Source organism: Fibrobacter sp., assembly GCA_017503015.1.
In the GTDB taxonomy this organism is placed as follows: domain Bacteria; phylum Fibrobacterota; class Fibrobacteria; order Fibrobacterales; family Fibrobacteraceae; genus Fibrobacter.
In genome coordinates, this window is the sequence record JAFVTX010000014.1 from 1 (window position 1) to 26,617 (window position 26,617).

Here is a 26,617-nt window from a genome sequence, read left to right on the forward strand (position 1 = left end):
GACCCTGCAGTCCGACATCTACAGCATGGGCATCATTTTGTTTGAAATGACCTGCGGACAACTCCCGTTCAACGGCAACAAGCCCATAGAAATTGCCATTCAGCATGTGCAAAAACAACCGCCTGACCCGCGACAGTTCAGGCCGGACATGCCCAAGGGGCTTGCAGAGATGATTCTCAAATGCCTCAAGAAGAAGCTGAACGAGCGTTTCCACGACATGCAGGAGTTTTTGGATGCCTGCGATGCGGTTTTCCCGCAAAAAGATACCCGAAGCACAGGCAAAATTACAGGACGGAAAACTTCTTTGTTCAGTCATGGACGAGAATCCATTGCCGAAGTGGCCACCAAGATTCCTTCTAAGGCAAAAAAAATCCACCGCAAGCTGACAGCTCTTGCTCTTTCCATATTCCCGCTGATTATCATCTTGATGGTGCTCCTGATGCTCACTCACAAACCCGAAAGCACCCTGCGGGATTTAGAGTGGGACGAAGCGGTAGGCAATTTTGAAACCAAGGCCCTGGAAAATGACGGCGGTGTGGACTATGGTCTAGACAACCTGGGCGACGGCGACCTGAAAACGGCATGGCTCAATAGCATGCCCCTGAAGCCGCAGAATCCCGTTTTGAGCCTTTATTTCAAGAAAAACACCTTGGTCACCCACCTGGGAATAGCCATCGGATACCAAAAATCCGTTGACGACCTGTTTGGCGACCGGTTTCGTATTTTCAAGAAGCCGAAAACTCTTACGGTAGAAACCGCAGACGGATTCAAGCAAAAAATCAAGCTGGAAAATATCAAGGGCATGCAGTACCCCACCATCCAGGCCATCGAGACCACAGAACTCAAGTTCTATCTGGAAGACATCTACGAAGGTGAAAACGAGGATTTCGCCATTTCGGAAGTACGGCTCTTGGGGATGGAGGTTGATTAGGGGTTAGGTTCGAGGCACGAGGAATGTCATCCTCGCCCATTCGACAAGCTCAGGGCAGGCTCCGGCGAGGATCCGCTTGAGGAATTAAGAATGAAAAGTGAAAGTGTGAAGAGCAATTCGGTGAAGTCCGTCAATCGCAAGAAGGGTAACGCTATCGAGACGGAGGCTTCGGCCTACCTGATGCGGAACGGTTATGAAATTCTGGACAGAAACTACGCCTACCGCGGAGGCGAGCTGGACATTGTGGCCCGAGACGGACAGACTGTTGTTTTCGTAGAGGTCAAGTCCGTGTGGACCGCTGGACAAGGAAACCCCGCAGCCCGCGTAAATGCCCTCAAGCAGCGTAAAATCTGGAACACTGCCTGCCATTACCTCTACACTCAAAAAGAAAAGGCCCCAAAAGGCTTTGACACTCCCTGCCGTTTCGACGTCCTTTCTATTCGCGCTTACCAGAAGCCCATGCAGTTTGAACACTACAAGAACGCCTTCGAAGGGTCGCAGGTGATTCCACAGTGTTAGGGGTTAGGGGGATGGGATCTAGGGGTTAGGATCTAGGGAAATGTGGAGTGTGAAATGTGAGGTTTGAGGTTTGAGGTTTAAGGTTCGAGGCTCGAGGTTCGGGGTTCGAAGCGCGGGAGATGTCATCCTCGCGCAGGCGAGGATCCGCTTAAGGAATCAAAGGTTAGAAGGTCAGAATTTAAGGAAAAGATGGAATAAAAGGTATTTGGTCTATGCGTTTTGAAGTTCATCCAGCCAATCCACAGGCAAGAATCGTTAAACTTGCGGCTGCCGCCTTGGAAGACGACGGTCTGGTTCTCTACCCCACCGAATCCGGTTATGCTATCGGTTGTAACGCGGAATCTCCGAAGGCAATCCACAAGCTCTACGCCCTGAAAAAACCTATGAAGAAATTCTTCATGGCCCTGATCGTGCCAAACATCAAGGCGGCTACGGACTATGCCCGCGTAGATAACTTTGCCTTCAACATCATGAAGCCGAGAGTCCCTGGGCCCTACACCTTTGTTTTGCCTGCGGACCCGCACATCGCCCGGCGGCTAGACGTAAAACGTCCAGAAATCGGCATCCGTATGCCGACACACCCCTTCTTCACGGAACTGTTCCAGCATTTTGACAAGCCTATCCTGAGTACGGCGGCAAAGCTCAGCGAAGAAGACCTTTACGACCCCGACGAAATCTGGAAGACCTTCGAACACTCCGTAGAGATGATGGTGGACTGCGGGCCTATCGAAATCAACCCCACGAACATCATTAGCCTGGTGGGAGACCAGGTGGAAGTGATTCGTGGGGAATTGCTGGACCCCTAATTTTTCGATTGTTTAGTTTCCGTTGATGCAGCGGACAGAGTAGGCGTTGCCCTTGTTGTTCACAAGCTGTCGGACCATCTGGTCTGACATGCGGCCCATGGCCCAAAGCCAAATGGTTTCGTTCCTGCCGTTCTGGGACGACCAGAAACCAGCATACTCGCCCATATCTTCGTAACGCACCGTCTTGGAACCGATCATCTTGCGGTAGCCCGAAGAGAAAACCGTAAAGCCATATTCGTCTGTGCCGCCACCACCGTGCCAGCCCGTAGTGGCCTTCAGTTTGCTTGCAAATGCACCGCATTTATCCACACCATCGTAGCACTGGGTAAGGCCCGTCAGCATGTCCTGCCATTCCCTGTCGCGGGGCAGATGCCAACCTTCGGGGCAAGCCTTGCGGGCTCCTTCTAAATCGTAAAGACGGCCACTACGGACACAGTAGTTGTCCTTGTCCTCATAGCACCAGGAATGCCCGGGCACATCGTAATTTACGTTCTGGGCGAACCATTCACGGCCCTCAATCTTGATGGTTCTGTAAACCTGACCGTCGCGGGGGTCCTTGAACTGGCTGGAATTGTCGCGGATGGTGGCTCGGTGTTCCTGCTCTTCGCGCCTGAAATTCACCAGCAGTTCACGTTTGTACTTTTCGCCCTTTTCGTATTTCTTGTTCCATTCGTCCTGGGCTTTCTTGTTGAAGAACTTGATTTTCAGGTCTCCAACAGCATAGAGTATATCTCCACAGGCCAAATCCACGCCAGCCACATGCACGACTAGGTCTTCTTTGCCGTATGTTTCGGGGTCACCAAAGTAAGAAATCCAGGCTTCCTTGGTGGTGTTACATACGGAGAAAAAGTCCCCTTTTTCGATTACTTCGGCAGGAACGGTCATGTTTCCGGAGACCGCAAAAGAGAATACTTCGCTATCCACCTTGAAAGATACCGGTTGCACGTTCTTGTAGTGGGTGTATTTGCCTAGACGGACATTGCCGCTAATCTTTGCAGAAGCGTAATTAGCCTCCTCGTTGGTCTTGAAAATAGATTCCCACGACTTGGGCAGGGCAAAGGCACAAATTGCAGATAGACAGACTAAAAAACAAATAGTTTTGCGAATCACAAAAACCCCTCGTTAAAAACAGGAACAATCATAGTTTTTTTTTAGACTTATGGCATCACCATTATGCAGAATCAAGCTAAAAAAGCTACATTGTAGGCCATGGCAAAAAACAAGTACATTCTTCAGATTCATTGCCCTGACCAGACAGGACTTATTGCGGGTACTACCCAGGTCCTTGCAAAAGCGGGCGCTAATATTATTGATTTACAACAACATACGGCCAAGGACATCGAGACCTTTTTCCTCAGGGCCGTTTTCGAGATGGAATCAGAGGACGTCCAGGAGATTTACAAGCATCTTGAAACCCTGGAAGGTCACCTAAAACTCAACTGGAAACTGTTTGACACCTCCAAAATTGAGCGCGTCGCCATTTTTGTGTCCAAAACAGACCACTGTCTCTACGATTTGCTTCTCAAACAACGTGACGGTGACCTGCCCTGCGAATTCAGCTGTATCGTCGGAAACCACCCCGATCTTGGACCCGTGGGCGGAACCTTTGGCGTGCCCTTCTACTACGTTCCCAGCAATCCGGACAAGACCATTCCCGAAAACCGTTTCCGCGAAATCATCGCCGAGACCAGGACCGATACGGTGGTCCTCGCCCGCTACATGCAGATTTTGAGCGAAGCCTTTACCGAAGAATTCAAGTACCGCATCATCAACATCCACCACGGGTTTCTGCCCGCCTTCAAGGGAGCTAAACCCTACCACCAGGCCTGGCACAAGGGTGTGAAGATTATCGGTGCTACCGCCCATTTTGCAACAGAAGACCTGGACCAGGGCCCCATCATCTGCCAGGATATCCAGCGGGTGCCCGAAACGGCCAGCATCGACGAACTGGTGGAACTGGGCAAGGATATCGAAAAGCGGACCCTTTCTGCCGCCCTGAAACTCTGGCTGGAACACCGCGTGTTCGTCTATGCCGGAAGAACCTTTATTCTATAGGTTCAAGATTGTAAGTGTCTGAAGTAGCCTAACACCTACAACCTATAACCTAATACCTTTACGAGGAGAAACAATGTCCGAAGAAATCAAGAATGAAGAAGAGAAGGTTGTTGAAACGCCTGTCGAAACAACGCCAGCAACCGCTGTAGACACCCCGGCGGAAACTCCCGCTGAAGCACCTGCCGCCGAACCGGCTCAGCCTGCCGTTTCCGAAACCCAGCCCCAGATTATCGTCCAGAAGGAACGGGGATTCTCACACTATGTGGGCTTCGCCCTGCTCTGCGTGCTGTGCATCGTATTCTATTTCATTCCGGGCATCGCCATCAGCTTTGCCATAAACCAGATTCCGGGAGTTGCTTTCGGGGCTGTTGCGGCATGGGCCTTGAGCACTATATTCAGCGTCATTGCCTGGTTCATTTTCAAGTTGAAAATCAAAGGGTTCAAGAAATCATTCTACTTCTACATTGGACTGTGCATCGTGGTATTTGCCCTGCTTATAGCTATCGAAGTCCTTACCGAAAATTACAATGTCTTTTCCAGCATCTTTGGCATGCTGATGGGAGCGGAATAATTTCATGAACATCAAAGATCAATTTGTCCATTTTCTTGTAGAATCCGGTGCTCTCAAGTTCGGTGACTTTATCACCAAGAGCGGTCGCGAGACCCCGTATTTCATCAACACCGGAGAATTCCGCACGGGAGCAAGTCTTTCTAAGCTTGCCGAGTACTACGCCAGCACTTTCATGGTTCACTTTGACGGCAAGGCCCAGAACCTTTACGGCCCAGCCTACAAGGGAATTCCCCTGTGCGCTGCTACAGCCATGAAGCTCTCCGACGTCTATGGTCAGAACCTCACCTTCACCTACAACCGCAAAGAAGTGAAGGACCACGGCGAAGGCGGTTCTCTGGTGGGCTACAAGTACACCGAAAAGACCGACGTGGTCATCATCGAAGACGTGATTACCGCAGGCACCAGCGTGAACGAGACCATGCAGGCCCTCTCCAAGATTGAAAACGCCAATGTGGTCGGCCTCTTGATTTCGGTAGACCGCAAGGAAAAACTGGAAAACGGCAAGTCCGCCCTCCAGACCGTGCAAGACGAATACGGCATCGTTGCCCACTCCATCGTGAACATCAACGACATCATCGCGTTCCTCAAAAGCGAAGAGAACCGCAAGGCCATCAACGCCCCCGAAGGAATTCTCGACAAGGTTTACGCCTACCGCGAAAAGTGGGGCGCAAACTAATTAGGTGAAAATGCTCAAGGGAGTCTGGACTTTTGGCCTCTGGTGTATAGTCGCTTGCATCCTTCTTGGTTGCGGCACGCACTACCAGTGGACTAAAAGCCACCCCGCCTACAGGATTCCGCCGCGGGACGACCTTGCGGTCGTCGGAACAGACAAGGCCTTTGTGCTAATCCGTTCTGCCTGGTTTGCCAAGAAGCTGAATATTTCCGCTGACAGCATCCAGACCAGCGTCACCACAGAATGCGCAAAACTTCTGACAGATGAACTGAAAAAACGCTATAGCAGATTGAAGGTCGTGCCCTCAAACCAGCTAGCTGGCCTGCCCGAAGAGAGCCTAAAGCTCGATCAGCGGATTTTCATCAAGGGAAAATTCCCGGAGCAGGGTGTAATGGTGGCCGATTCCAGCGGAAACATTCCCAAGACCATCCTGATTGTCCACGAAGTCATTATAGGGACTGACCTGAGCAGGGAAAACTATTTCGATTACGCCCTTATCCACAACGAAGGTCCAGAAAAGAAGACTTCTAACAACCTGACAGCCATCGCTTCCTATACCCTCTGGGATAACGAAAGGCAACGGGCCCTGTTCAGCGCTGTCGATCAGGTGGAGCGCCCCATCGTAAAAATTTCAATGGGCGACATAGAAGAACTGGTTCGTGACATCGCCACCCAGATACAGCGTAACCTTGACGCAGGAGCGGGCCTATGAAAAAGCTCCTGTATGTTTTGCTGATAGGCCTACTTGCGGTGATTTCCCACGCCAAGGACATCTATTTCGATTCCCATTACACCCTTTGGAAAGATGGCGATATCTTGATTTGGAATGTAGATAAGTCCATCACCATCGACCCCAAGGAATTTTGTCTTTCGCTGAAACGGAACAACACCAGCATCGGTGACCCTAAGTGCCGCATTTTCGGTGAGTGGGAACGTGACTCCGTAGCACTTCGTTATGCAACTTGGCTCGGTTACAATCTGGAACCGGGCACCAAGGCGGAATACCTGAAGGCGAGACACCCCGCCATGATTGCGAAGATTCAAGCACTAGAAGACAAAATCGTGATGTACGTGTCTAAAGTCGAAGGTGTCGTAAGGATAGCTTTGTACGACGAAACAGCAGGTATGCCAAAAATGGCAGGCACGGTGGCTTTTAACAGCGATCCTATCGCCTTGTACGACGACATGGCCAATTCTTTCTTTGATCGTCCTGCCAAGAGACGCCTAACGAAAAAAGAACGTGAAAAGATGGCCACGGAACCCGACGAATACTATCAGGAAACTCCCAATTTCAATGGTTGGATTGGCGTAGGCCTCGGCTATTCACAGGCAAAAATTCCGCTGACCCCCGACAACTGGTACCGAAGCCATATCGACAGCAAGGTCCGCAAGTACCGCGTCACCAAAGATTCCACCAGTCTCTGGAACTTTATTGACGATTCAGATCCGTTTTTAAGCCTTTACGCTGGCGGAACCTGGTACGGCTTTATCGGAGCCGAAATCATCTACCGCTTGGCCAAACATAATGTAAAAACCGACAGCAAGGACACCTCTTACGACGAGCTTGACTATTGGTATTTTTACCAGCACGAAATCGGGCTCAGCATACACCTTTCCAAGACATTCCCCATGAACAAGTGGTTGGACATCACGCCTTTCGTGTTTCTCGGGTTCCAGTACAGTTTCTTTGTAGAAGAAATCGACGTGAAGGACGATGTGAAAAAGCCTTCTGCCGCCTACGAAAAGCGCGTGGAATTTGAGGAAGTCTACAAAGGGGCCCTGGTGGGAATCGGCAGTCAGTTCGTATTTGCCAAGCATTACGGCATAAGCCTGCGCACGGGAATCTCTAGCAGGGGGCGTGACACCTACTCCGACCCCTCCCCCGACGCCGCCGCCGAACCCACGACCATCGGAGGCTCTACCATCGACTGCTTTGTAAGCCTCGGGCTTGAGTACCACTGGGTCCTGTAGCGGCTAAAATTCTACATTTGCACTCTTTGAGTGCATTTAGCTCGGCTCGGTCATGTCAAAACAACAAGTTGTTTTGTCATGACTCTCGCCTTTTGCTAAATTTGTGCCCACTATGAGCGAAGAAATTATCGAAGAGAAAAAAGAGGAAAAAATCAATCCTTTCTTGACGCCGGTCAAGATTATCGAACCGAAGAACAAGCTGCCCGACTACACTTTCGACCAGCTGCCCGACGAACAGAAGAACATCTTGAGAGAACACGGCTGGACGGAGTTGATGCCCGTGCAGCGCAAGACCATCCCCTATATGCTGGCCGCCCGGGACATGCTGGTGCAGTCCAAGACCGGCTCGGGCAAGACCGGGGCCTACGTGCTGCCCCTTCTGCAGGTCATCGTGCGGGACCATCCGTATCCGCAGGCTTTGATTCTTGTGCCGACCCGCGAACTTTGCATCCAAGTGCAAGACGAAATCGAGAAGCTTTCCAAGGGCACGGGCATTAGGTCCGTGGCCATCTTTGGCGGCGTGGCCTACGAACCCCAGCTGAAGGCTCTCCGCGAAGGAGTGCACATCATCGTCGCGACCCCTGGCCGCCTGATGGACCATGTGCAGCGCGGCAACGTGGACTTCTTGGATATTCGCGACCTGGTGCTGGACGAAGCCGACGAAATGCTTTCCATGGGATTCTACCCCGACATGCAGAAGATTCGCCGCTACCTGCCCAAGGCTATTTCCTGCACCATGTTCAGCGCCACCATCCCCCAGACGGTGAAGAGCCTCGCCCGGGAATTCCAGCGCCCCAGCGCCGAATTCCTTTCCCTCAGCTACGACAAGGTGATTGCCAACAACCTGGAGCACCGCTGGTATCCTTGCGACGTGATGGAAAAGGATTCCATGACCATCAAGGTGCTGGAATACTACAATCCCGACAGCTGCATGATTTTCTGCAACAAGAAGAGCGACGTGAGCTATTTGGAGCAGGTGCTTTCGGGCTACGGCTTCCAGGTGGGTGCCTTGAGCGGCGACGTGGCACAGTCCATGCGAGAAAAGACCCTGAACGCCTTCCGCGACAAGAAAATCAAGATTTTGATTTGTACCGACGTGGCCGCCCGCGGAATCGACGTGGACCACGTGACCCACGTGATTGTGTATGACCATCCCGCCGACCACGAAGTGTATGTGCACCGTAGCGGCCGTACCGCCCGTGCGGGCAAGAGCGGACTCTGCATCTCCCTCATCACGCCTGTCGAAGAAATCGAAATCAAGCAGACCGCCGCCGACTTCGGCATCAACTTCATCAAGATGGAAACACCCACCGACGAAGAGATTGCCAAGCGTGTCAGCGACCGCCTGCGTGTTCGCCTTGAGCAGGAACGGCAGCATTTCGGCGGGCAAAAGGCTACCGAACGCATCAGCAGGTTCTTGCCGCTGGTTCGTGAACTGGCAAGCATTCCCGAAGACCAGATGCTGCTGGCATTCTTGCTGGACAAGTACGCGTGGAGAAGGTAGGTTTGTGAAATGGCTAAAATTAAAGTAAAATCTGCAAAAGAAATCGAGCTTATCCGCGATGCGGGAGCTCTTGCCGCCGAGACGCTGATTCTTGCCGGCGAAATGTGCAAGCCCGGCGTTTCCACCCTGGAAATCGACGAGTTCATCGGGGACTACACCAACAAGCACAAGGGCCGCTCCGCCTGCATGGGCTACCACGGCTACCCCCGCTACGCCTGCATCAGCATCAACGAAGTGGTATGCCATGGCATCCCCCGTGCCGATACCATTCTCAAGGACGGCGATATCGTGAACATCGACATCACCACCATCCTTTCGGGCTACCACGGCGATACCTCTGCCATGTTCTGCGTTGGTAAGGTCTCCAGCCTCGCCCAAGAGCTGGTGGACACCGCCAAGTTCTGCATGGAAGAAGGCATCCGCGCTGCCGGCGAACCCAGGGCCCGTTTCTGCGATATCGGCTGTGCCATCCAGGACATCGCCGACGAACACGGTTTCAGCGTGGTAGAAGACTACTGCGGCCACGGCATCGGCCGGGGCTTCCACGAAGAACCTACGGTGCTCCATTTCCGCAACTCCGAGCGCACCCCCTTCATCGAGGTGGGCAACGTGTTCACGGTAGAACCCATGATCAACGTGGGCAAGCCCGGCACCAAGACCCTGAACGACGGCTGGACCGCCGTGACACGCGACGGTTCGCTTTCAGCCCAGTGGGAACACACCATCGTCCGTACCAAAGACGGGGTGGAAATTTTGACGCTGCCTCGCTAGGGGGAACATGTCCCTTCTCGGAAACATACGCGACAAGGCCGTCGAGAAATTCGTGCGTAACCACGAGATGGTGAAGCGTTTCGGTGACGTGCAGTCCATTTCCATCGATTCGGACATGGGCACCGCCGACGTGGCCGTGCTCCTGCACGGAGAAGACAGGCCCATCAAGTTCCGCGGGTACTACTCCTTCGAAGACGGCGATACCGGCACCGACATCGTCATCCGGAAAATCACCTGCGAAAGGGAATGGATTGACACTGCCCTCTCTATGTGGGTAAACGTCAAGAACTACCGCTACACCCTCCCCGGCCTGGCAGGTAGCATCGCAAAGATTGTGTTCTAGGGCGTTCCCCGCTGGCGCGGGTCGGGCTGTCGCGGTATCGCGAATCAAGTTCCCTGAGCCTGCCGATATACGATACTTGGCAACTTGTTGCCTTAGTAGAGTTGGGTTCGAAGGAACAGGATTGATTCGCGTCCGTTCAGCTTCGGCTCCTTACAGTCACCGAATCCGAACCCTTCGGGCTTCCATCCCTAACGCAAATGCTACATTTTTGATCCTAAATTAATGGTTTCTATTAAGCTTGAAACAATACTTGTTGGAAACAAGCCATAGGCAACCAGAATGACCGCTGTTGAAACAATTAAGATGGTGGGAATAATTCCTAACCCAAGAAGTAAGAAAACGCACAAGCTCCACTTCTTTGAAAATTGCATTGGCTCTATTTTTCTCCGACTAACAGTCCCAAAAACTTCCGAAACCAATTGTGCGGCGGTGAATTTATTTCTGCCAAATATAAATTTATTCTGAATAACAGCGAGAATCCGCATGATATACTTAATAATACAGACAATCGAAATAACAATGAGTGCAAAAAACGATATGGAATACAGCCATCCGCCAACCGATATTTCTTGGAAGCGCAATCCAAACAATTGCGTTGATGAAAAAAGGGTGGATGTTACAAGAAGAGCGACAAAGAAGATAAAGTACCGCATCAAACCATCGGATTGAACTTCTGTTTTCGCTCGTTCCCAGTCATATTTTAGATTATGGGACATACCTTCTTCAAAGCATACAAGAAGTTCGTTTAAATTTTTTGTATCCGTTTCAAAGTCTACATCTTTGAAACAAGATTCTCTTTTATCCGCATTACAAGAGTCTTCTAAAGCGACTAGTTTATCCAAAATTTTCATCAAAATACAGTCATTTTCGTCATTCAAATTTAATCGTATTTCAAAGAAAGTGACCGCTTCTGCTGCTGAATAAAAAACAATCCCGTTGGTTTCTTTGCTATTGACATCATTACCCTTGGACCAAAATCTTTTCTTGTTTTCAAAATATCGTCTCAAAGCCACCGTTGCACCACGTAAATCATCACGCCATTTCTTGCGTTCCTGGGTGATATTTTCGATGGCATTCTTTTTGTCAGCGGTAGACTTTGTGATAAACGCCGTTATTAAAGTAATTGCTGCTCCCGAAAACAACGCTAATATCGTTTGTTCATCCATAAGATTCTTTCCTTACTCAGAATCCTTTACACAACGGACGGAGAATGCGAACCTCTTGATGTAGTCGTTCTGGCTCGCAAGGTCGTAATGGTCGCCCAGGAACACACCGTAGGCGTTGCTGCTATAGTATTCAGTAGCACTCCAGAAGTAGGCATTGGTGATTCCGCCGTCGAAGGAGCCCCCGTAGCGGCCAGCGGGCCGTGCGGAAAAGCCGTAATCGTCTGTTCCGTTGCCATTATGATACCAACCCGTCTTTGACTTGAGCATTTTTCCAGCCGTAGAATCTCCACCCACCGCAGTAAAAAGCGATTCAAATTCATTTTTTGTTGGCAAATGCCAACCCTCGGGGCAAATTCCACGAACAGGATAAGTCGGTGAGCAAGTTTTTCCATAACCGCAATTTTTTCCATTGGTGCTAAAAGTCCCTGCACTATCCATAGCGGCAGCCCATGTATAGAGTCTGCCATATTTTGTACAGCTATCCAAACGGTTTATGTAGCACCAGCTTCGTCCTTCCATACCGGGATAATTAATGGAATCCGCATAGTTAAGATTTTCAGCCATCCAGGTCTGAGAACCGATGATAACGGTTTTATAGGATTTCAAGTCTCTTTCATCAATCAACAAACTACCATACACAATATACATCTCAACAGAACCCGTCCACGCGCCGTTTTTGCAAGCATAAACGGAATCACGTCCTTCGTATATTTGTTTTCTAATTACATCATTTTCTGTATAACTTACGCATCCCTTATTCAACGAAACTTCCATTTCATTAACCGTTCTAAACACACCAGTATCACACACATACTTATTTTCAGCAACAACTTCGCCACCTACAATAGAACCATCTTCATAGCAAGTTTTTCCGTATGTGTCATATTCCAGCACAGTAGCCGTCTCCCAACTCCCTGACTTACAGATATAAAACACATCGTTCAACTTTTCGACAACTCCGCTGTTTGAAGCGGTGCAATATCCAAGGCCATATTCTTCAGCGGTTATCTGCTTCCAAGCCTTATTTTCGCAGATGTAATACTTACCACTCTGAATATGCTTTTCGTCACTTCTGCTAGCGACACAAGCACCGAACTCATATTCCATATCATTTGCCGTAGCACGCCACGCCCCATCTGTATAGGTATAATGGTTTGACGAAATCACCGAACCAGGCTTCATTTCGCCCTCAGTCCCTGCGGTCCACTGATAAGTGTCATACTCTAGGGCCGTAGACAACACCCATCCACCTGATTTACAGGTGTAATATTTATTGCCAGACTTACCAACTTCATTTAGTCGGCTGGTTACACACGCTCCGAGATTATTTTCTATCTCATTGGCACTTGCTCGCCATGCCCCATTCTCATAGACATAGAACTTGTCCTGGTTCACCTTGCCCACCCGAACTTCACCTTCTTCGCCAACACCAAATCCGTCGGTGTCATATTCCAGCACAGTTGCCTTGCGCCAGTTCTTGTTGTCACAGATAAAATACGTAGTATCGATTTTACTAATCTCGCCATTACGGCTGACAGTACAAAGCCCTAAGGCAGTCTCATTCTTCGCAACCGTCCACTTGCCGTCTTCAAACACGTAATAGGCTTCGGTCACGTCACCCTTCTTGACTTCGCCCTCTTCGCCATCGGTCCACTCGTAGGTATCCTTCTCGAAATCGGTCGCCTTCTGCCAACTGGTCACCTTACAGATGTAGTGGACATTGTAGTTCTTGCTCTTTGAGTTCTTGTTTTGCGCAATTACGCCGGACCTTGTCGCAGAGCAGCCGCCCAGTTCGTAGGCATTGTTCCAGTAAATGGTCAGGTAGTTTTCGTAGTCGGGAATGTCCAGGATGTTCCAGCTCTTTACGTTCGCACGGACCGAACCGCCATCAAAACTTTCCGCCCAGTCCGCCATATCAGCCTTCATCTGCCCGTCGTCCCACTCTCCGTCTTCCGCCAGGTCGCTCTTGAAACTATTAATCGCATTTTGGATTTCGGCTTCGCTCCTGTCGCCAATGAAAAGCAACGAAATCGCCATCAGGGTGGCATTATCCGCATAATTTTTGCTAGTCGAAGGCACGAACGTCTTCAGGTCTTCGGAATACTCCACCGAAGTGGCAAAACCGAACGCCGTCATAATTTCGTAATCCGCCTGTTTCTTGGCCGCATATACGCTGTAGCCCTTGTTCACGAGTTTTACCGCACGGTCGTATTCTAGATGGGTAAGCAGGTTGATGTTCACTTCGGTGCGTTTGCTCAAGTCAGTCAACACGCGGAGCGTCATAGAATCCTTGGAATATTCGCCACTGACTTCGTTACGCCACAAGCCACGGACTTCAAGTACCGCGTAAGGATAAACAAGATTCACCTTCGGAATCACAAAGTCGCCCTTGTTGCTGGAAATCTCGTCGATGTATTCGCGGCCCGTGTAGGTCAGAGCGTCGTCGTGCAAAAGGACTTCGCGGAGCGTCAGGGGCGAATCGAACTTGAAAGGACCCTTCTGCGCCGCACCCAAAATGGACGCGTTCTTCACGATATAGCCGTCGGCGGTCTCGGGCATCCACTTTACGGAATCGCATTTGAAGAAGACGGAATCCTTCTTGACCAAAATGCGCTGCTTGGCGTTGCCTGCGTGGCATTGAGGCAAGTTTTCCTTGGCGGGAACGATGTCGTAACCCAGGTAGGTATCGTCCTTTGCCCAGCCATTTGCCTTGCAGGTATAATAGGTGGAATCCGCTAGTACCAAGGCACGTAGGCCGATGGCGCCGGAATCGCAGGTGGCAAGTTTGTCTTTTGACTGCACTTCGATGTAGGACTCGCGAACCGAAGAACTGGAGCCGTTGCCGCTTAACGGGTCGTCCACAGCGGAACTGCTAGATTCCGGGTCGTTGCCCGGAATGACGCTGGAGGAAGATTCGTCATTCTTGCGCCCCTCTTCGTCATTCTCGCGGATGCGAGAATCTGTGGAATCTATGTTAACCCACTTTCCACTTAGGCAAACATAATCAGCTTTTTCATCTTTAACAAAGACGGTGTCGCCATCGAATTCACTGGTGCAGTCGCCCAGGCTGTAGATGGAGGAAACAACCTCTACCTTGTTGGGAGCGTCGGCATCGCTGCCGCTATCTCCGCAGGCGGCGAGAATTGCCATGGATCCTATCGCCACTACGTGGCTCCAGGATGACGTTAAACGCGAGATAGTCCCTTTTTGCATAGAGCCTCCTTGGGCGACATGTTTTTGCCTGCCTTGGAATGCCCTGATTTCGGTTCAGCCTTTTTTTGAACTTTCCACAAAAAAAGCGTGAGCCGTTGTCAGTGCAATCCTATCTGAGGCTCTGGAATGCCTATACCCGAAAAGCACAAACGACCCACGCCCACTGGGGCGTGAACATTTGCCACTTAAACTCAGGTATTAGAAATTTTCCAGATTTCAGATAGAGTTCAAGAGCAACGCTCAAACTATGTCAAACCAGTCTATAAACTTATAAGTCCCTCTCCAGAAATCAACGAACCGCCAGCCGCGCAAGTCCAGTCTGCACAACAAAACACATCGCCAAATTCCGCGACATTACATGAATAAATATATCATAAAAAAGGGCGAAAAGCACAAGAAAAAAGCTATTTCTCCCAAAAACAACCCTAGATTCTATCGGCCCCTTCGGGGCCTCCAGAATGACAGAAGGACAAGCGGGGCTTATGACCTTCCGAATAAAGCCTACAGTCCCGTTACCAGGCCACCGATTTGGCGGGCCAGGTAGGTGGCGTAGTTGTCGGTCATGCCGCTCACAAAGTCCAGCACCTGGTGGTAGGCCTCGGCGGTAGTGACGCTCTGGCCAATCTTGGCGTTGCCAATCAGCCGCACGATTCGGCTTGCCCGGTAGGAGCTCTTCACGTTCACCCGGTAGTCATGAACACCGCTGATAAAGGCATCCAGCACGGTGCTCAGGGTGGTGTAGCTCCCCACTTCCAGTTCGGTCTTGCGGCGGTCGGGGTAAATGCGTTCACGGCCCAGGCGCTTGGCGATAAAGATTCCCCGCATGGCATCGGAACGGGACAGGTCTATCAGGTGCTTGTCCAGAGTGCCTTCCATAATCTGCTCGTAATTATTGGCAAAGACCACCGCCACATCGTCGATGAGGTTCTGGATGGCCTTGCCGCGAACGCTGGAGAGGAAGTCCCTGAAGTTCTGGCCGTTCTCTTCGTATTCCTTGTCGATGTTGATGTCCGGACCGCAGAGGTAGCTGAACATGTCGCGGACATCGGCAAAGGTAAGGATGCCCAGCTCGATGGCGTCTTCTACGTCGAGAATGGAATAGCAGATGTCGTCGGCGGCTTCCATCAGGTAAACCAGGGGGTGCCTCACCCACTTCCCGTTCCCGATTTCGGGGAGCCCGAGAATTTCCGCTGTGGTCCTGTACAAATCCGCCTCGGTAGAGAACAAGCTGGTGGGGTGACCGTAGCAGGCCAGAGACGGGTACTTGATCATGGCCCCGATGGTGGCGTAGGTCAGCCGCATGCCGCCATCCAGAAAGTGGTATTCCAGCTTGGAGAGAATGCGGTGGCCCTGGGCGTTTCCGTCAAAGTTCTCGAAGTCCGCCAGTTCCTTGTCGGTCATGTCCTTCAGAGGGTCGGAATTGCGGTTCTTGCGGAACCATTCGCGAATGGCGGACTCCCCCGCGTGCCCAAAGGGCGGGTTTCCGATGTCGTGGGCCAGGCAAGCTGACTGGACGATAGTTCCAAAGTGGTACTCGTTGATGCTCTTGGGCAGGTACTTCTTGATCAGGTGATAAACCGTCACCGCAAGGCTTCGGCCCACGCTGGCCACCTCGATACTGTGGGTCAGGCGGCTGTGCACGTGGTCGTTTACGGAGAAGGGATGGACCTGGGTCTTGCGGCCCAGCCTGCGGAACGCCGTCGAAAAAACGATGCGGTCAAAGTCCCTATGAAAGTCCGAACGGTTGGGGTCACGGTCTGCGGGGTGACCATAGCGGGTAGCCGAAAGAAGAGTTTCCCAGTTCAGCATCAGAATACCACCAGGTCGTTCTTGTGAATCAGTTCGTCGGGCACGGAACTGCCCAAAATCTCGTGGACTTCCCGAGTCTTTTTGCGGAGCACCAACTTCAGCGTTTCGCTGTCAAAACCTGCCACGCCGCGGGCAATTACCGTTCCGGATTCGTCCAGAACTTCGATCAAGTCGCCCTTGTCAAAGTGCTTCTTGACCGCAAGCACACCTACAGGAAGCAGGCTGGAATGCTTTTCGCGCAGAGCCTTGGAGCCGCCCTCGTCCACCACCACGCTTCCGCGGGGGGTGGTAATAAAGCGGAGCCAACGCTGGCGGCTGTTCAGCTTGTTCTTGGAACCGGCAAAGAACGTGCCCACCGCATTTTCAAGGACCACCTGATGGGGCAACACCTTCATGCCGTTGGCCAGAAACGCGTTCGCGCCGCTCCGGGTCACGTTACGGATAGAATCCAGCTTGCTACGCATGCCGCCGGTACTGACCGCAGAACCCGCCTCGCCGGGCTTGCCTGCCAGGGCGAGAATGGCCGGGGTAATTTCGGGAACAAAGCGCAACAGGCGGGCGTCGGGATTCTTTTTCGGGTTGTCGTCGAAAAGTCCATCTTCGTCGGTGAATATCAGGAGCAAATCGGCATCCAAGAACAGGGCTACGTCGCTAGAAAGCTTGTCGTTGTCCCCCACCTTGATTTCGGCCACCGCCAGGGAGTCGTTCTCGTTGATGATGGGAACAATCTTGCGGGCAAGCATGGCCTTGATGGTGTTCTGCAAATTCTTATAGCGCGTGCGGTCCCGGAAGTCGTCTGCCGAAAGGAGAATCTGGCCCACGGAAAGATCCACCCAGCGGAACATCTCCCGGTAGGCATACATCAGGTCGATTTGCCCCACGGCGGCACAGGCCTGCTTCTCGGCCATGTTGGTGGGCTTTTCCTTGTAGCCCAGTTCCGCCATGCCCGTTCCCACGGCACCGCTGGTGACAATCACCACTTCCTTGCCCGCTTCTATCAGGCGGGAAACAGAATCGGCAAGCTTCTGGATGTAACGGCTGCGGACACCGCCCTTGGCGCTGTCCACCAGAATTCGGGAACCGATCTTTACAACAATGCGGCGGGATTCATTCAGGATGTTCTTACGAAGTTCACTCATAGGATAGGGGCTAGGATTTAGGGGCTAGGAGTTAGGATAGTTGGACTCAAGAGGCGTCATCCTCGCGCAGGCGAGGATCCGCTTGATAACAGCAAGCAGATGTTCGCCTTCGCGAACATGACGAAGAAGAATTGCATACATGACGAAAATGCACCAGTTTTACATTACACATTTCACACTACACATTCCACACTAGTCATTACACATACTTCATAAATTTCTTACCGGCAGACCAAAAGACGGATGGCGTCCAGGCGGAGTTGCGGGGTGGAAACAATCTTGCGGCGTTCCGTCACGTTCTTTTTCATCTGCTGCAAGGCCGTGAAGCTTCCGCCGTGGCCGCGCATCAGCATCAGGTGGTTCATGCGCTGGTATTCCTGCTCGGTGCGTTTTTCCACCAGGTCGGCGGCCTTTTCGGCATATTCCTTCGCCATGGCGTTGATGGACTGGCGGGCAAAGCCAAGACCTTCCTTGGCAAAGAACCTGAGGGTCGCATCGACGGCCTTGTTCCCGCGAGGCACAGCCACATCCCTGAGGCTTGCCGTCTTCAGATTCTCGAGAACAGAAGACATGTCCTTGCCAGTAGGGTCAATCAAGGCAGATGCATAGCAGGGTCCAACGATATCGGACATGCCCCACTCCTCGGGCACGGGCAGTTCCACTACAAAGTTGTACTGCATCATGAGCCCGCGCAGGCCGGAATCCTGCCAAATGGAGCAGGCCACCGTACCGTGGTTCACGCCGGTCTCGTAGTCGATAACGCCCTGGGCCAACGGGTGTTCCAGGCTCACAAAATCCACCTCGTCGTGAATCATGGCCACCTTGCGGTCGAAGGTCACCGTAAGGGAGATGGCATCGGAACCCTGTTCCTCGTCTTCGCTCTGAGCGGCCATCATGGCGCGAGTGGGCATACCGGGAACCGTACCCGCTTCGATCTGGGGACCCATGGTAATCACGGAACAGCCGGCAATGGCGCTGGGTTCAATGTCCAGCCCACGAGCCTTCAGGGAATCCAGCAGCAAGTCCTTCATCTCCGGCTCGGCGTCAATCTTCTCGATAGCGTCGGTAATCTCCTTCGCCTTTTCCGGGTTGCGGGAGTTGAACTCCAGCAGGCGGTCACGACCCTTCTCGATTTTCTTGCGCATCTGTTCGGAATCTTTCTGAACCGCGGGAATGACCTTGGCCATAAAGTTTTCCATGCTGTTCAGAGGATCCGCCAAGGCTTCAATCAGGCTGTCCGTATATTTGAGGAATAGCTCGCCGCCGCCCATCAGGGGCGCGCCAAAGGCGTTCAGGCCTTCGTCGTACCAGCGGAACATCACCTCCTGGCCGGAGCCCTTCACGTAGGGCACATGCACGTAGATGTCCTTGGTCTGGCCGATACGGTCCAGACGGCCGATGCGCTGTTCTACCAGGGCCGCATCCAAAGGCAAGTCGAAAAGAATCAAATGATGGGAGAACTGGAAGTTGCGGCCTTCGGCTCCGATTTCAGAAGCGATAAGGATGTTCGCCCCGTTGGGCTTGCTAAAATTCGCAGCCGCCTTGTCGCGAGCCAAAATGCTCATGCCTTCGCTAAACACGGCGAGTCCACCCTCGCCCAGGTATTCCGTAAGCACGGTCTTAAGGGCCATCAAAACAGATTCGCTTTCGCAAATCAAGAGAATCTTGTCTTTCTGGTGCTTTTTCAGGAATCCCTTGAGCCAGACAATGCGTTCGTCCTTGTCCCAGGCGTCGGAATACTGGGTACAGAGAAGACCGTTCTCCTGAATGTCCGTGGTCAGGTCGTCACCAGTCGCCCCTTCTTCCATGTAGAGGTATTTCTGGGCGGCAATTTCCACCATGTCCCGGTATTCTGGATTGGGTTCCAGCGGAATGGCATCCAAGATGCGTTTCGGGAAACCGCCCACGCCCTTGCGGGTGTTTCTGAACACCACGGAACCTGTACCCATGGCATCTACAATCCGGCGAATCCACTCCCCTGCCGTCAAAAACTTGGAACTTTCCTGCTCCAGCCAGGGGCGAATCTTGGAATTCTTGGGAACGGCCTCGTAAAGGTCGTCCCAGCTCATCTGGTGGTTCGGGTCTGTGGGAATCTTCTTGAGGTCGTTTACCAGCTTGTTGTAGGCCTCTTGGTCGGCGATAAATTCCTTGTAGTCCGTGAATCGGGTAGGGTCCAACATCTTGAGACGGTTGAACTGGGACTCCGGATTGAGCTGCAGAGGCGTTCCCGTCAAAAGCAGCAGGCCCTTGGTCTTTTTGGAAATGGCGTTTACCAGCGTGTATTCTCGGCTGGTAAAGCCGTCTTCGCAGACCAGGTGGTGGGCCTCGTCTACGATGGTCATGTCCCAGTCAATCTTGAGCAGGTCTTCGATCAGAGCGACCTGCTTGATGAGAAGCTCCACAGAAACGATAAAGTTGTTGCCCCGCATAAAGGGGTTGGGCTTAGCCTCGTCCTTTTCTACGTTCACGAAAATGCTCTGCATGTAACCGTCGTCCACCAGGGTGAACAGCTGGTTGAAGCGACGCTTCATTTCTACCATCCACTGGTGTTTCAGGGTATCTGGAACGAGAATCAAGGTCTTTTCGATACGGCCACGGGCTTTGAGGGCATGCCAAATCATGCCCGCCTCGATGGTCTTGCCCAGGCCCACCTCGTCAGAAAGCATGAGCCTCGGGAGTGCCGTGCTGGAGCAGGCCCTATAGCACAGGTAATACTGGTGAGGAATCTTATCGACACGGGGCCCAATCATGCCACGCACCGGAGAGGATTGCCACTTGCAGCTTAAAGCCAGGGCTCGGCTACGGCGGTCAAAAGCCTTGGAAGAAACGTCACCCTGGGAATTACCACCGTAGATACCGTCGGCCCCCACATTGGAAAGGGCCTTGAACAGGTCAACAACGCGGGCCCCCTGTTTTGCCACCAGGTCCGATTCCTTGATTTCCTTGCCACCACGACCAACATAGACAACGACGCCCGCTGATTCCCGGAGGGATTCGATAACGAAGGACGCTCCCTTCTCGCTTTTGGCGGTCTCTCCCGGATTCAATACGAAACGCTCGACGGGAGCGCTATCCGTGCGGTAAATTCGAGTCTGGTTTAAAAGGGGAAAGCGGAAGACGACGTTGCGGCCCTGCAATTCCGAAACAATACCGAGACCCAAGTCCGGCTCCGATCGGCTCACATAACGCTGGCCAGGCACAAATATATTCATAGCACCCAAATCTAGAATTTTTTTAGCGTTCATTGTTGTTGTTTTAGGTCGAAAAGAACAGAAATCGGCCCTAAATAACATCGATTTTTTTTCTAGATTTGTAAAGGATATGTCATGGTTTTTTATAGATGAATCCATCACCGAGGGTGAAAGGCGGCAGGGCCCCTATACCCTGGACGAGATTCTCGGTTTTGTAGAAGCAAAAAAGATTACGGACGACACCCTGGTCTGGCATTCCGGCGAAGAAAGCTGGAAGCCCTGGAAGGACACCCTGGAGGCAAAAACACACGCCTCCAGAGAAGACGCCCTGCAAGACGCCATCGAACAGCTCTTGAAGCAGACCCAGACCGGAAAGCATTACGCCGGATTTTTCGTGCGGCTGGTAGCCTATATCATCGACAACTTTATCGTTGGGCTGTTCGGCGGAATCGTGCTGTTCATCATGAGCCGAACACATTCCATAGACCTGGACAAAATCCAGGGCCTTGCGGCAGCTTTCCTTGACGACCCCACCTCTGCAGAAGCCATGAATAACCTTTTCAATGCCCCCGGAATGTGGGAATTCATGCTGATTTGCTCTATCCTCCAGGCTATCTACTTTATCTTTTTTACCGGAAAATTTTCTGCCACGCCGGGCAAGATGCTCCTTAAAATCCGCATTGAATCGGCCCAAGGCGAAAAACTCAGCTGGGTGCTTTCTTGTGTGCGCTACATGGCGAGCATTTTTACACAGTTTACACTTACCTTGTACGGGCTCGGCTACCTGATCGTATGCATTGATCCCAAGCGCAGGGCGCTCCACGACTGGATTGCACGAACCCGCGTTGTTTACAAGGACTAGGAGATTTGTATGTACCGTTTTGAAGTCCATCAAGTAAAGAAACCTCTGGAAGGCGAAGTAGAAATTTCTGGAGCGAAAAACGCCGTGCTGGCGGTGATGGCGGCAGCACTCCTCGCCGATGGCGTTTCCGAAATCACCAACGTCCCCCACCTGAAAGACATGAAGACCATGAGCGATGTGCTCAGGGTCATCGGCTGCCATATAAGCGGTGAAGCCCATGTGTTAAAAATTGACACCCGCCAGGCAGACCACCTGGAAGCTCCCTACGAACTGGTAAAGACCATGCGCGCAAGCTTCTACGTGCTGGGGCCTCTGGTGGCCAGGTTTGGACGCTGCCGCGTGTCGCTGCCCGGAGGATGTGCCTGGGGGCCCCGTCCTGTGGACTTGCACCTGAAAGGCCTCGAGGCACTGGGCGCAAAGATTACCCTTACCCGCGGCTATGTGGAAGCCACCTGCGAAGGGCGGCTCCCCGGCGGAAACTTCAACTTCCCCATTTCCAGCGTTGGCGCCACGGTGAACGTGCTGATGGCCGCCACCCTCGCCAAGGGCACCAGCGTGCTCCAGAATGCGGCGCTGGAACCGGAGATTGACAACCTGGTGGATTTTCTGGTGTCTATGGGTGCAAAAATCCAGGGCCGCGGCACACGAACCCTCACCGTGCAGGGCGTAGAAAGCCTGCGCCCCGGCAAGTGCTTTACCATTCCCGACCGTATCGAGGCAGGCACGTTCCTGTGCGGAGCGGCCATCACCCGTGGCTGCGTCAAGGTGAACAAAATTATTCCCGAACACATCGCCTCTACCCTGGACGTTTTCCGTGAAATGGGCTGCAAGGTGGATGTAGGACCCGACTGGGCCCAGGTAGATGCCCGTGGTATGGAGCTGAAGCCTATCAGCATATCGACGCTACCCTTCCCGGGATTCCCCACCGACATGCAGGCACCCCTCATGGCCACCCTGGTCTCCGTGCCCGGCAACAGCCTGATTCAGGACACCGTCTACAACGACAGATTCAAGCATGTGGCAGAACTGGAACGCCTGGGCGCAAATATCCAGATCAACGGGAACACCGCCACCATCAAGGGCGGCACGCCTCTCGAAGGCACCGAAATCATGGGCTCTGACTTGCGGGCCACGGCGGCCCTAGTGCTTGCGGCCCTCATTGCCGATGGCGAAAGCACAGTAAGCCGCGTGTACCATCTGGACCGCGGTTACGAAGATTTCGAAGCCAAGATGGCAAAGCTGGGCGCCACCGTTATCCGCCACAGCGACGACGAAGAAATGGAATAGACTACAGGGCTATCTGCCCATTGGCTTTCCGCCCCTGGGAGGTGGATTCGGCCTGTCACCCATGGGTTCCCTGTCATTGAAATCAGGGCGACCGCTTCCACGATTGGGGTCAAACATCTCCCTTTCGCGGGGCTGGTTTTTCGGGAATTCCCCTTCGAAACGGGGCCTTTCGTCACGGTTTTTCAGTCCGTTTTGACGCATCTCGCTACGTTCGGACAGCGAGGATTCGCGAAGCTTGGAAAGAATCTGTTCCCTGGCCTGCTTGCGTTCTTCGCGCATGCGTTGCCAGTCTGCACGCTCCTGCTGGCTTAAACCCGGGGTTTCCTTGGAGAATTCCTGTTTTTCGGCAGGGGTCGGAACGTAAGATTCAGGTGCAGAGGATTCGCCGGCGGCAAAAGAGAATGCCGTCGCGAGAAGAATCGTAGATATGAATTTAGTCTTGTTCATACCCATAGATTTGCAAATTCCGTGCCAAAGTTCCATATTGACCTCTCGTCTCACTTAAAGTCTTCCTTTTTCATTCCCAGCCGTTCCATGATTTCTCGCAGGACCTTGCGGTCAATGCCGAGAATGGTAGCCGCCAAGGTCAAGTTCGCGTTGGAGTCCCGCAGGGCGTTACCGATGACTTCACGCTCAACGGCCTCTCGCGCCTCTTTCAGCGTCCTGGGCGATTCCTTCGCGTCTTTCTGGATAGTTTCAAGACCCAAGTCCGCCGGCTGTATCACACCGTGAACCGCCTGGACAAGCGCCTTCTGGATTTTATTTTCCAGTTCACGGACGTTTCCCGGCCAGTGGTAGCTGAGCAGGGCCTTTTCGGCATTGCGGCTGAGCTTGAACTTGCCTCGCCCATACTCCGCGCCGTAGCGTTTCAAGAATTCCTCGGCCAAGAGCACCACGTCTTGCCCCCGTTCACGGAGAGGCGGCACCTGGATTGGCATGACCTGAATGCGGAAATACAGATCTTCGCGGAACTTTTTCTCTTTAACGGCCTCTTCCAGGTCCACATGGGTGGCAGAAATCACCCGCACGTTCACGGGAATTTCCCGGTTGTCGCCTACGCGGGTAATGTGCTTTTCTTGCAGGGCCCGCAAAAGCTTCACCTGCATGTTCAGGGGCAGTTCTCCGATTTCATCCAGAAAGATGGTTCCACCGTCGGCTTCTTCGAAATACCCCTTCCGGTTATCGACGGCTCCCGTAAACGAACCCTTGGCATGCCCGAACAGCAGGGATTCTATCAAGTATTCCGGAATGGCTCCGCAATTCACCGCAATGAAAGGCTTGTCGCATCTGGGACTGTGGTTGTGCAGGTAGCGGGCAAAGACCTCTTTGCCCGTGCCCGTCTCCCCGCGGATAATGACCGGCAGGGGCAGGGGCGCCAAACGATCCGCCAGGGCTACAAGGTCTTCCATGACCTTCGACGAATAGACGATGCCGTCTTTGCGGACCACGTTCTTGAGCACGTCCAGAGATTCCTTGTCCCGCAGGCGGTCAAAGGCAGCAAAGGTAATCTTTTCGCAGACCGTAACAAAGGAATCGAACAGCTTGCTGTCGGCCTCCGTAAATGGTTCCGTACGTGCGGCCCGCTGCAAATACAGGTACCCTGATTCGGAATCGGGAGTCCGGAAAGGCGAAACCATGATGCTTGTCAGCTGGTTCTGCACAATGGACTTGGAAAGGTCTGCCGAATCGTCGTCCAACTGGTTCCAGACGATGGCACGGTTCTCGCTCTTGGCGTGCCGAACCGCAGAAATAGAAATGGAGACCTTTTCCGGGTCCGAAAAATGGAGAGGGACTTCGCCGCCAATATCCAAGACGGCAGCGTCTGCATTCAGGACTTCGCGGGCAATATTCAGTATTTTCGGGAAAAGGGTATCCGGCTCCTGTTCGTCCAGGAGAATCTTGACCACGTCAAGCATTTTCTCTGTGGCCACAAGGGAATCCGGATTCATCATTCACCTTCCTCGGGTTTCAATCGTTCCAGCACGCCTTCCAGGTTCGGCATTTCCACCGAATCGGGAGCGGCCTGCATCTGGCTATCCCTGGTCTTTTGCATCAGGAGCGCCCCTGTTTCATCTACAGAGGTTTCGCTCCTGCCAAAGAACGCAAGGGCGACCAGAGCCAACACAATCAAAATAAATAGACAAGCCCCAAAATAAAAGCCTTTTTTGCCCTTTTTCGGAGAAATTCCCGAATTCAAGAAGGGCAAATCCGCTTTTTCGAGAGTTTTTGTCTCGTTTTTTTGCAAAATCTCGGAAATTCTTTGGCCAAAATTTTCCAAGACGCGGGCCAGCTGAACCCCTACACCGCCATGCTTTTCTAGGGCGATTTCCAGCAGTTCGTCCAGCTCTTCCAGGTCTTCTAGGCGGGCATCTGGACTGGGCTGTAGAAGCCCTTTCCAGAGAGGTTCCAGCAGGGACAAGTCTTCGGGAGAAAGGCCGACTTTTTTCGCCTGGATTTTTTCCAGAAGGGAAAGCCCGATTTTTTCGGGACCCAGGTTTTCCATAGCCCCGCGAATTTCTTCGAAGGTTTCGCCTTCAAGCAACGGTTCTCCTGCAACCCAGAAGTACAGCAACGCCCCAAGGCTGAACAGGTCCGACTTTTCGGAGGGGGCAGCTCCCGAAAACCGCTCAGGAGCAGAATAATGCAACGCACCCGGCCCGACGATTCCAAAGTCCATCAGTACAGGAGACGCTGAACGGTCAAAGAAAACGTTGGAAGGATTGATGTCCCCGTGGGAAATCCCCGCCCCGCGCAAGGCCTGCAGGGCCGCCACAATTTTCCGTAAGGAATGGAGGGCCACGCCAAGGGGCATAGGGGAAAGCTCTTTCGAGGAAACACCATCGACATAGTCATAGACGATGTAGGGCCTCCCCTCCACCGCTCCCGATTCCAGGATGCGGTAAACTCCAGGCACGTTCAGCTTCTGGAGTTTTTCGATAACCGAAGCGTCATAAGAAACGCCTGCATTGTACCATTTAAAGCTGTAGGTCCTGGAAGACTCTCCCTGGACCTTGTAAATGCAAGCCTCGCCGCCCTGGTGAATAAAGCTTGCCGATGTAAAGGAACGGACCAATTCCATCTACAGCTTTCCCGATTCTATCATGGACTTGAGGGAATCTTCGGCGACGGCGGTCCAGTGCCTGAGCGCCCTGCTGGTCGAATCCCGCTGGAGGCCCATGGACCAGATGTCCCAGGCCGCCGGAACGTCTCCCTCGTTCCAGTACAGGTTCCCAAGGTTCACGTAGGCCGATACAAAGGTGGAATCCCTGGTGATGGTATAGATGTAAATGTCCTTGGCTTCGTCCGTGCGGCCCAGGTTTTCAAAGATGAGGGCCTTCAGGTTGAAGCTGTAGAAATTGCTGGAGTCAAGCGCAATGGAGCGGTCCAGCAAAGGGAGCACGTTGGCCCTGGAATTTTCGGACAGCGTCGCCCGCGAAAGGTAGAACAGACTGTTGGAATAGGCCTCGCGAATCGAAGCCGTGCTATCGACGTTCCAGAGAATCCGGAACTCGGCAACCGTGCGCTCCCAAAGCGGAAGCGTCTGTCCATCCAGTTTCTCTTTTTCTTCGGCGATGGCGTAATACGAAAGGGCCAGTCCGTAGCGGGCATCCCTGTCCAGGGGATTATCGTCTAGCGCTTTTGAAAAATTGACAACGGCACGGTCAAAGTCGCCTATTCGCAAGGCGTCGTTCCCGCGGGAAACGGTATCGCCCCTGCAGGCAAAAAGAAAAAACGCCGAAAAAAGGAGAACGGCTATTGCAAATGACCTACGAGCCATGCTACCAATATATAAAAAATTCGTCGAA

23 protein-coding genes are annotated in these 26,617 nt (G+C 52.6%); 13 read left to right on the plus strand and 10 right to left on the minus strand.

The genetic code is table 11. The annotated features are described in order from the left end of the window. The 3 genes from IKB43_02750 to IKB43_02760 form a co-directional block, all read left to right on the plus strand. The coding region (locus tag IKB43_02750) for a protein kinase (GenBank protein MBR2469061.1) at positions 1-931 on the plus strand (931 nt) is incomplete at its 5' end. 90 nt (positions 932-1,021) lie between these two features. Beyond that, complete coding sequence (locus IKB43_02755) at positions 1,022-1,450, plus strand: YraN family protein (protein MBR2469062.1); 429 nt, start codon at positions 1,022-1,024, stop codon at positions 1,448-1,450. Positions 1,451-1,662: 212 nt separating this feature from the next. Continuing rightward, the gene (locus IKB43_02760; protein ID MBR2469063.1) at positions 1,663-2,256 is read left to right on the plus strand and encodes a threonylcarbamoyl-AMP synthase; all 594 of its coding nucleotides are present in this window, start codon (positions 1,663-1,665) and stop codon (positions 2,254-2,256) included. A gap of 12 nt (positions 2,257-2,268) precedes the next feature. Here IKB43_02760 and IKB43_02765 read toward each other — a convergent pair whose 3' ends face one another. Beyond that, on the minus strand, positions 2,269-3,366 hold the full coding sequence (locus IKB43_02765; GenBank protein MBR2469064.1) for a fibrobacter succinogenes major paralogous domain-containing protein: 1,098 nt from the start codon (positions 3,364-3,366) through the stop codon (positions 2,269-2,271). Between the two features lie 99 nt (positions 3,367-3,465). Here IKB43_02765 and purU point away from each other — a divergent pair, with 99 nt between their 5' ends. The 8 genes from purU (at position 3,466) to IKB43_02805 (ending at position 10,144) form a co-directional block, all read left to right on the plus strand. Next, positions 3,466-4,311, plus strand: coding sequence for a formyltetrahydrofolate deformylase (gene purU / locus IKB43_02770; GenBank protein ID MBR2469065.1), 846 nt, complete (start codon positions 3,466-3,468; stop codon positions 4,309-4,311). A gap of 73 nt (positions 4,312-4,384) precedes the next feature. Beyond that, positions 4,385-4,882 (plus strand): hypothetical protein, encoded by a 498-nt coding sequence (locus IKB43_02775; GenBank protein ID MBR2469066.1) that lies wholly within the window; start codon positions 4,385-4,387, stop codon positions 4,880-4,882. Positions 4,883-4,886: 4 nt separating this feature from the next. Beyond that, positions 4,887-5,558 (plus strand): orotate phosphoribosyltransferase, encoded by a 672-nt coding sequence (pyrE, locus tag IKB43_02780; protein MBR2469067.1) that lies wholly within the window; start codon positions 4,887-4,889, stop codon positions 5,556-5,558. Between the two features lie 10 nt (positions 5,559-5,568). Next, positions 5,569-6,267: a hypothetical protein gene (locus IKB43_02785; protein ID MBR2469068.1), complete on the plus strand. Its 699-nt coding sequence runs from the start codon at positions 5,569-5,571 to the stop codon at positions 6,265-6,267. Then, the gene (locus IKB43_02790; protein ID MBR2469069.1) at positions 6,264-7,526 is read left to right on the plus strand and encodes a hypothetical protein; all 1,263 of its coding nucleotides are present in this window, start codon (positions 6,264-6,266) and stop codon (positions 7,524-7,526) included. The genes IKB43_02785 and IKB43_02790 overlap by 4 nt, the downstream gene beginning before the upstream one ends. 112 nt (positions 7,527-7,638) lie before the next feature. Further along, positions 7,639-9,030 carry a DEAD/DEAH box helicase gene (locus IKB43_02795; protein ID MBR2469070.1) on the plus strand — a complete coding sequence of 464 codons (1,392 nt, stop codon included), beginning with the start codon at positions 7,639-7,641 and terminating at the stop codon, positions 9,028-9,030. A gap of 9 nt (positions 9,031-9,039) precedes the next feature. Then, positions 9,040-9,801: a type I methionyl aminopeptidase gene (gene map, locus IKB43_02800; GenBank protein ID MBR2469071.1), complete on the plus strand. Its 762-nt coding sequence runs from the start codon at positions 9,040-9,042 to the stop codon at positions 9,799-9,801. A gap of 7 nt (positions 9,802-9,808) precedes the next feature. Continuing rightward, complete coding sequence (locus IKB43_02805; protein MBR2469072.1) at positions 9,809-10,144, plus strand: hypothetical protein; 336 nt, start codon at positions 9,809-9,811, stop codon at positions 10,142-10,144. Between the two features lie 200 nt (positions 10,145-10,344). Here IKB43_02805 and IKB43_02810 read toward each other — a convergent pair whose 3' ends face one another. The 5 genes from IKB43_02810 to rapA form a co-directional block, all read right to left on the minus strand. Further along, on the minus strand, positions 10,345-11,310 hold the full coding sequence (locus IKB43_02810) for a hypothetical protein (GenBank protein ID MBR2469073.1): 966 nt from the start codon (positions 11,308-11,310) through the stop codon (positions 10,345-10,347). A gap of 12 nt (positions 11,311-11,322) precedes the next feature. Then, positions 11,323-12,084 carry a fibrobacter succinogenes major paralogous domain-containing protein gene (locus IKB43_02815; protein MBR2469074.1) on the minus strand — a complete coding sequence of 254 codons (762 nt, stop codon included), beginning with the start codon at positions 12,082-12,084 and terminating at the stop codon, positions 11,323-11,325. 2,940 nt (positions 12,085-15,024) lie between these two features. Beyond that, on the minus strand, positions 15,025-16,332 hold the full coding sequence (locus IKB43_02820; protein MBR2469075.1) for a deoxyguanosinetriphosphate triphosphohydrolase: 1,308 nt from the start codon (positions 16,330-16,332) through the stop codon (positions 15,025-15,027). Continuing rightward, positions 16,332-17,471 carry a glutamate 5-kinase gene (gene proB, locus IKB43_02825; GenBank protein MBR2469076.1) on the minus strand — a complete coding sequence of 380 codons (1,140 nt, stop codon included), beginning with the start codon at positions 17,469-17,471 and terminating at the stop codon, positions 16,332-16,334. The genes IKB43_02820 and proB overlap by 1 nt, the downstream gene beginning before the upstream one ends. Before the next feature lie 221 nt (positions 17,472-17,692). Continuing rightward, positions 17,693-20,683, minus strand: coding sequence for an RNA polymerase-associated protein RapA (gene rapA / locus IKB43_02830; protein ID MBR2469077.1), 2,991 nt, complete (start codon positions 20,681-20,683; stop codon positions 17,693-17,695). 109 nt (positions 20,684-20,792) lie between these two features. Between rapA and IKB43_02835 the strand changes: the two genes are divergently transcribed. Beyond that, the gene (locus IKB43_02835; protein ID MBR2469078.1) at positions 20,793-21,524 is read left to right on the plus strand and encodes an RDD family protein; all 732 of its coding nucleotides are present in this window, start codon (positions 20,793-20,795) and stop codon (positions 21,522-21,524) included. 9 nt (positions 21,525-21,533) lie between these two features. Next, positions 21,534-22,811 carry a UDP-N-acetylglucosamine 1-carboxyvinyltransferase gene (gene murA / locus IKB43_02840; GenBank protein MBR2469079.1) on the plus strand — a complete coding sequence of 426 codons (1,278 nt, stop codon included), beginning with the start codon at positions 21,534-21,536 and terminating at the stop codon, positions 22,809-22,811. Positions 22,812-22,820: 9 nt separating this feature from the next. On the opposite strand, the gene IKB43_02845 is transcribed toward murA, so the two are convergent. From IKB43_02845 to IKB43_02860, 4 genes are read right to left on the minus strand one after another with little or no spacing between them, the layout of a single operon-like run. Continuing rightward, a complete protein-coding gene (locus IKB43_02845) occupies positions 22,821-23,258 on the minus strand; it encodes a hypothetical protein (protein MBR2469080.1) in 438 nt (145 codons plus the stop codon). A gap of 50 nt (positions 23,259-23,308) precedes the next feature. Then, positions 23,309-24,760, minus strand: a complete 1,452-nt coding sequence (locus IKB43_02850) for a sigma-54-dependent Fis family transcriptional regulator (protein ID MBR2469081.1) — start codon at positions 24,758-24,760, stop codon at positions 23,309-23,311. Continuing rightward, the gene (locus IKB43_02855) at positions 24,760-25,890 is read right to left on the minus strand and encodes a serine/threonine protein kinase (GenBank protein ID MBR2469082.1); all 1,131 of its coding nucleotides are present in this window, start codon (positions 25,888-25,890) and stop codon (positions 24,760-24,762) included. Before IKB43_02855 ends, IKB43_02850 begins: the two co-directional genes overlap by 1 nt. Beyond that, on the minus strand, positions 25,891-26,589 hold the full coding sequence (locus IKB43_02860) for a tetratricopeptide repeat protein (GenBank protein MBR2469083.1): 699 nt from the start codon (positions 26,587-26,589) through the stop codon (positions 25,891-25,893). Positions 26,590-26,617 lie beyond the last annotated feature (28 nt).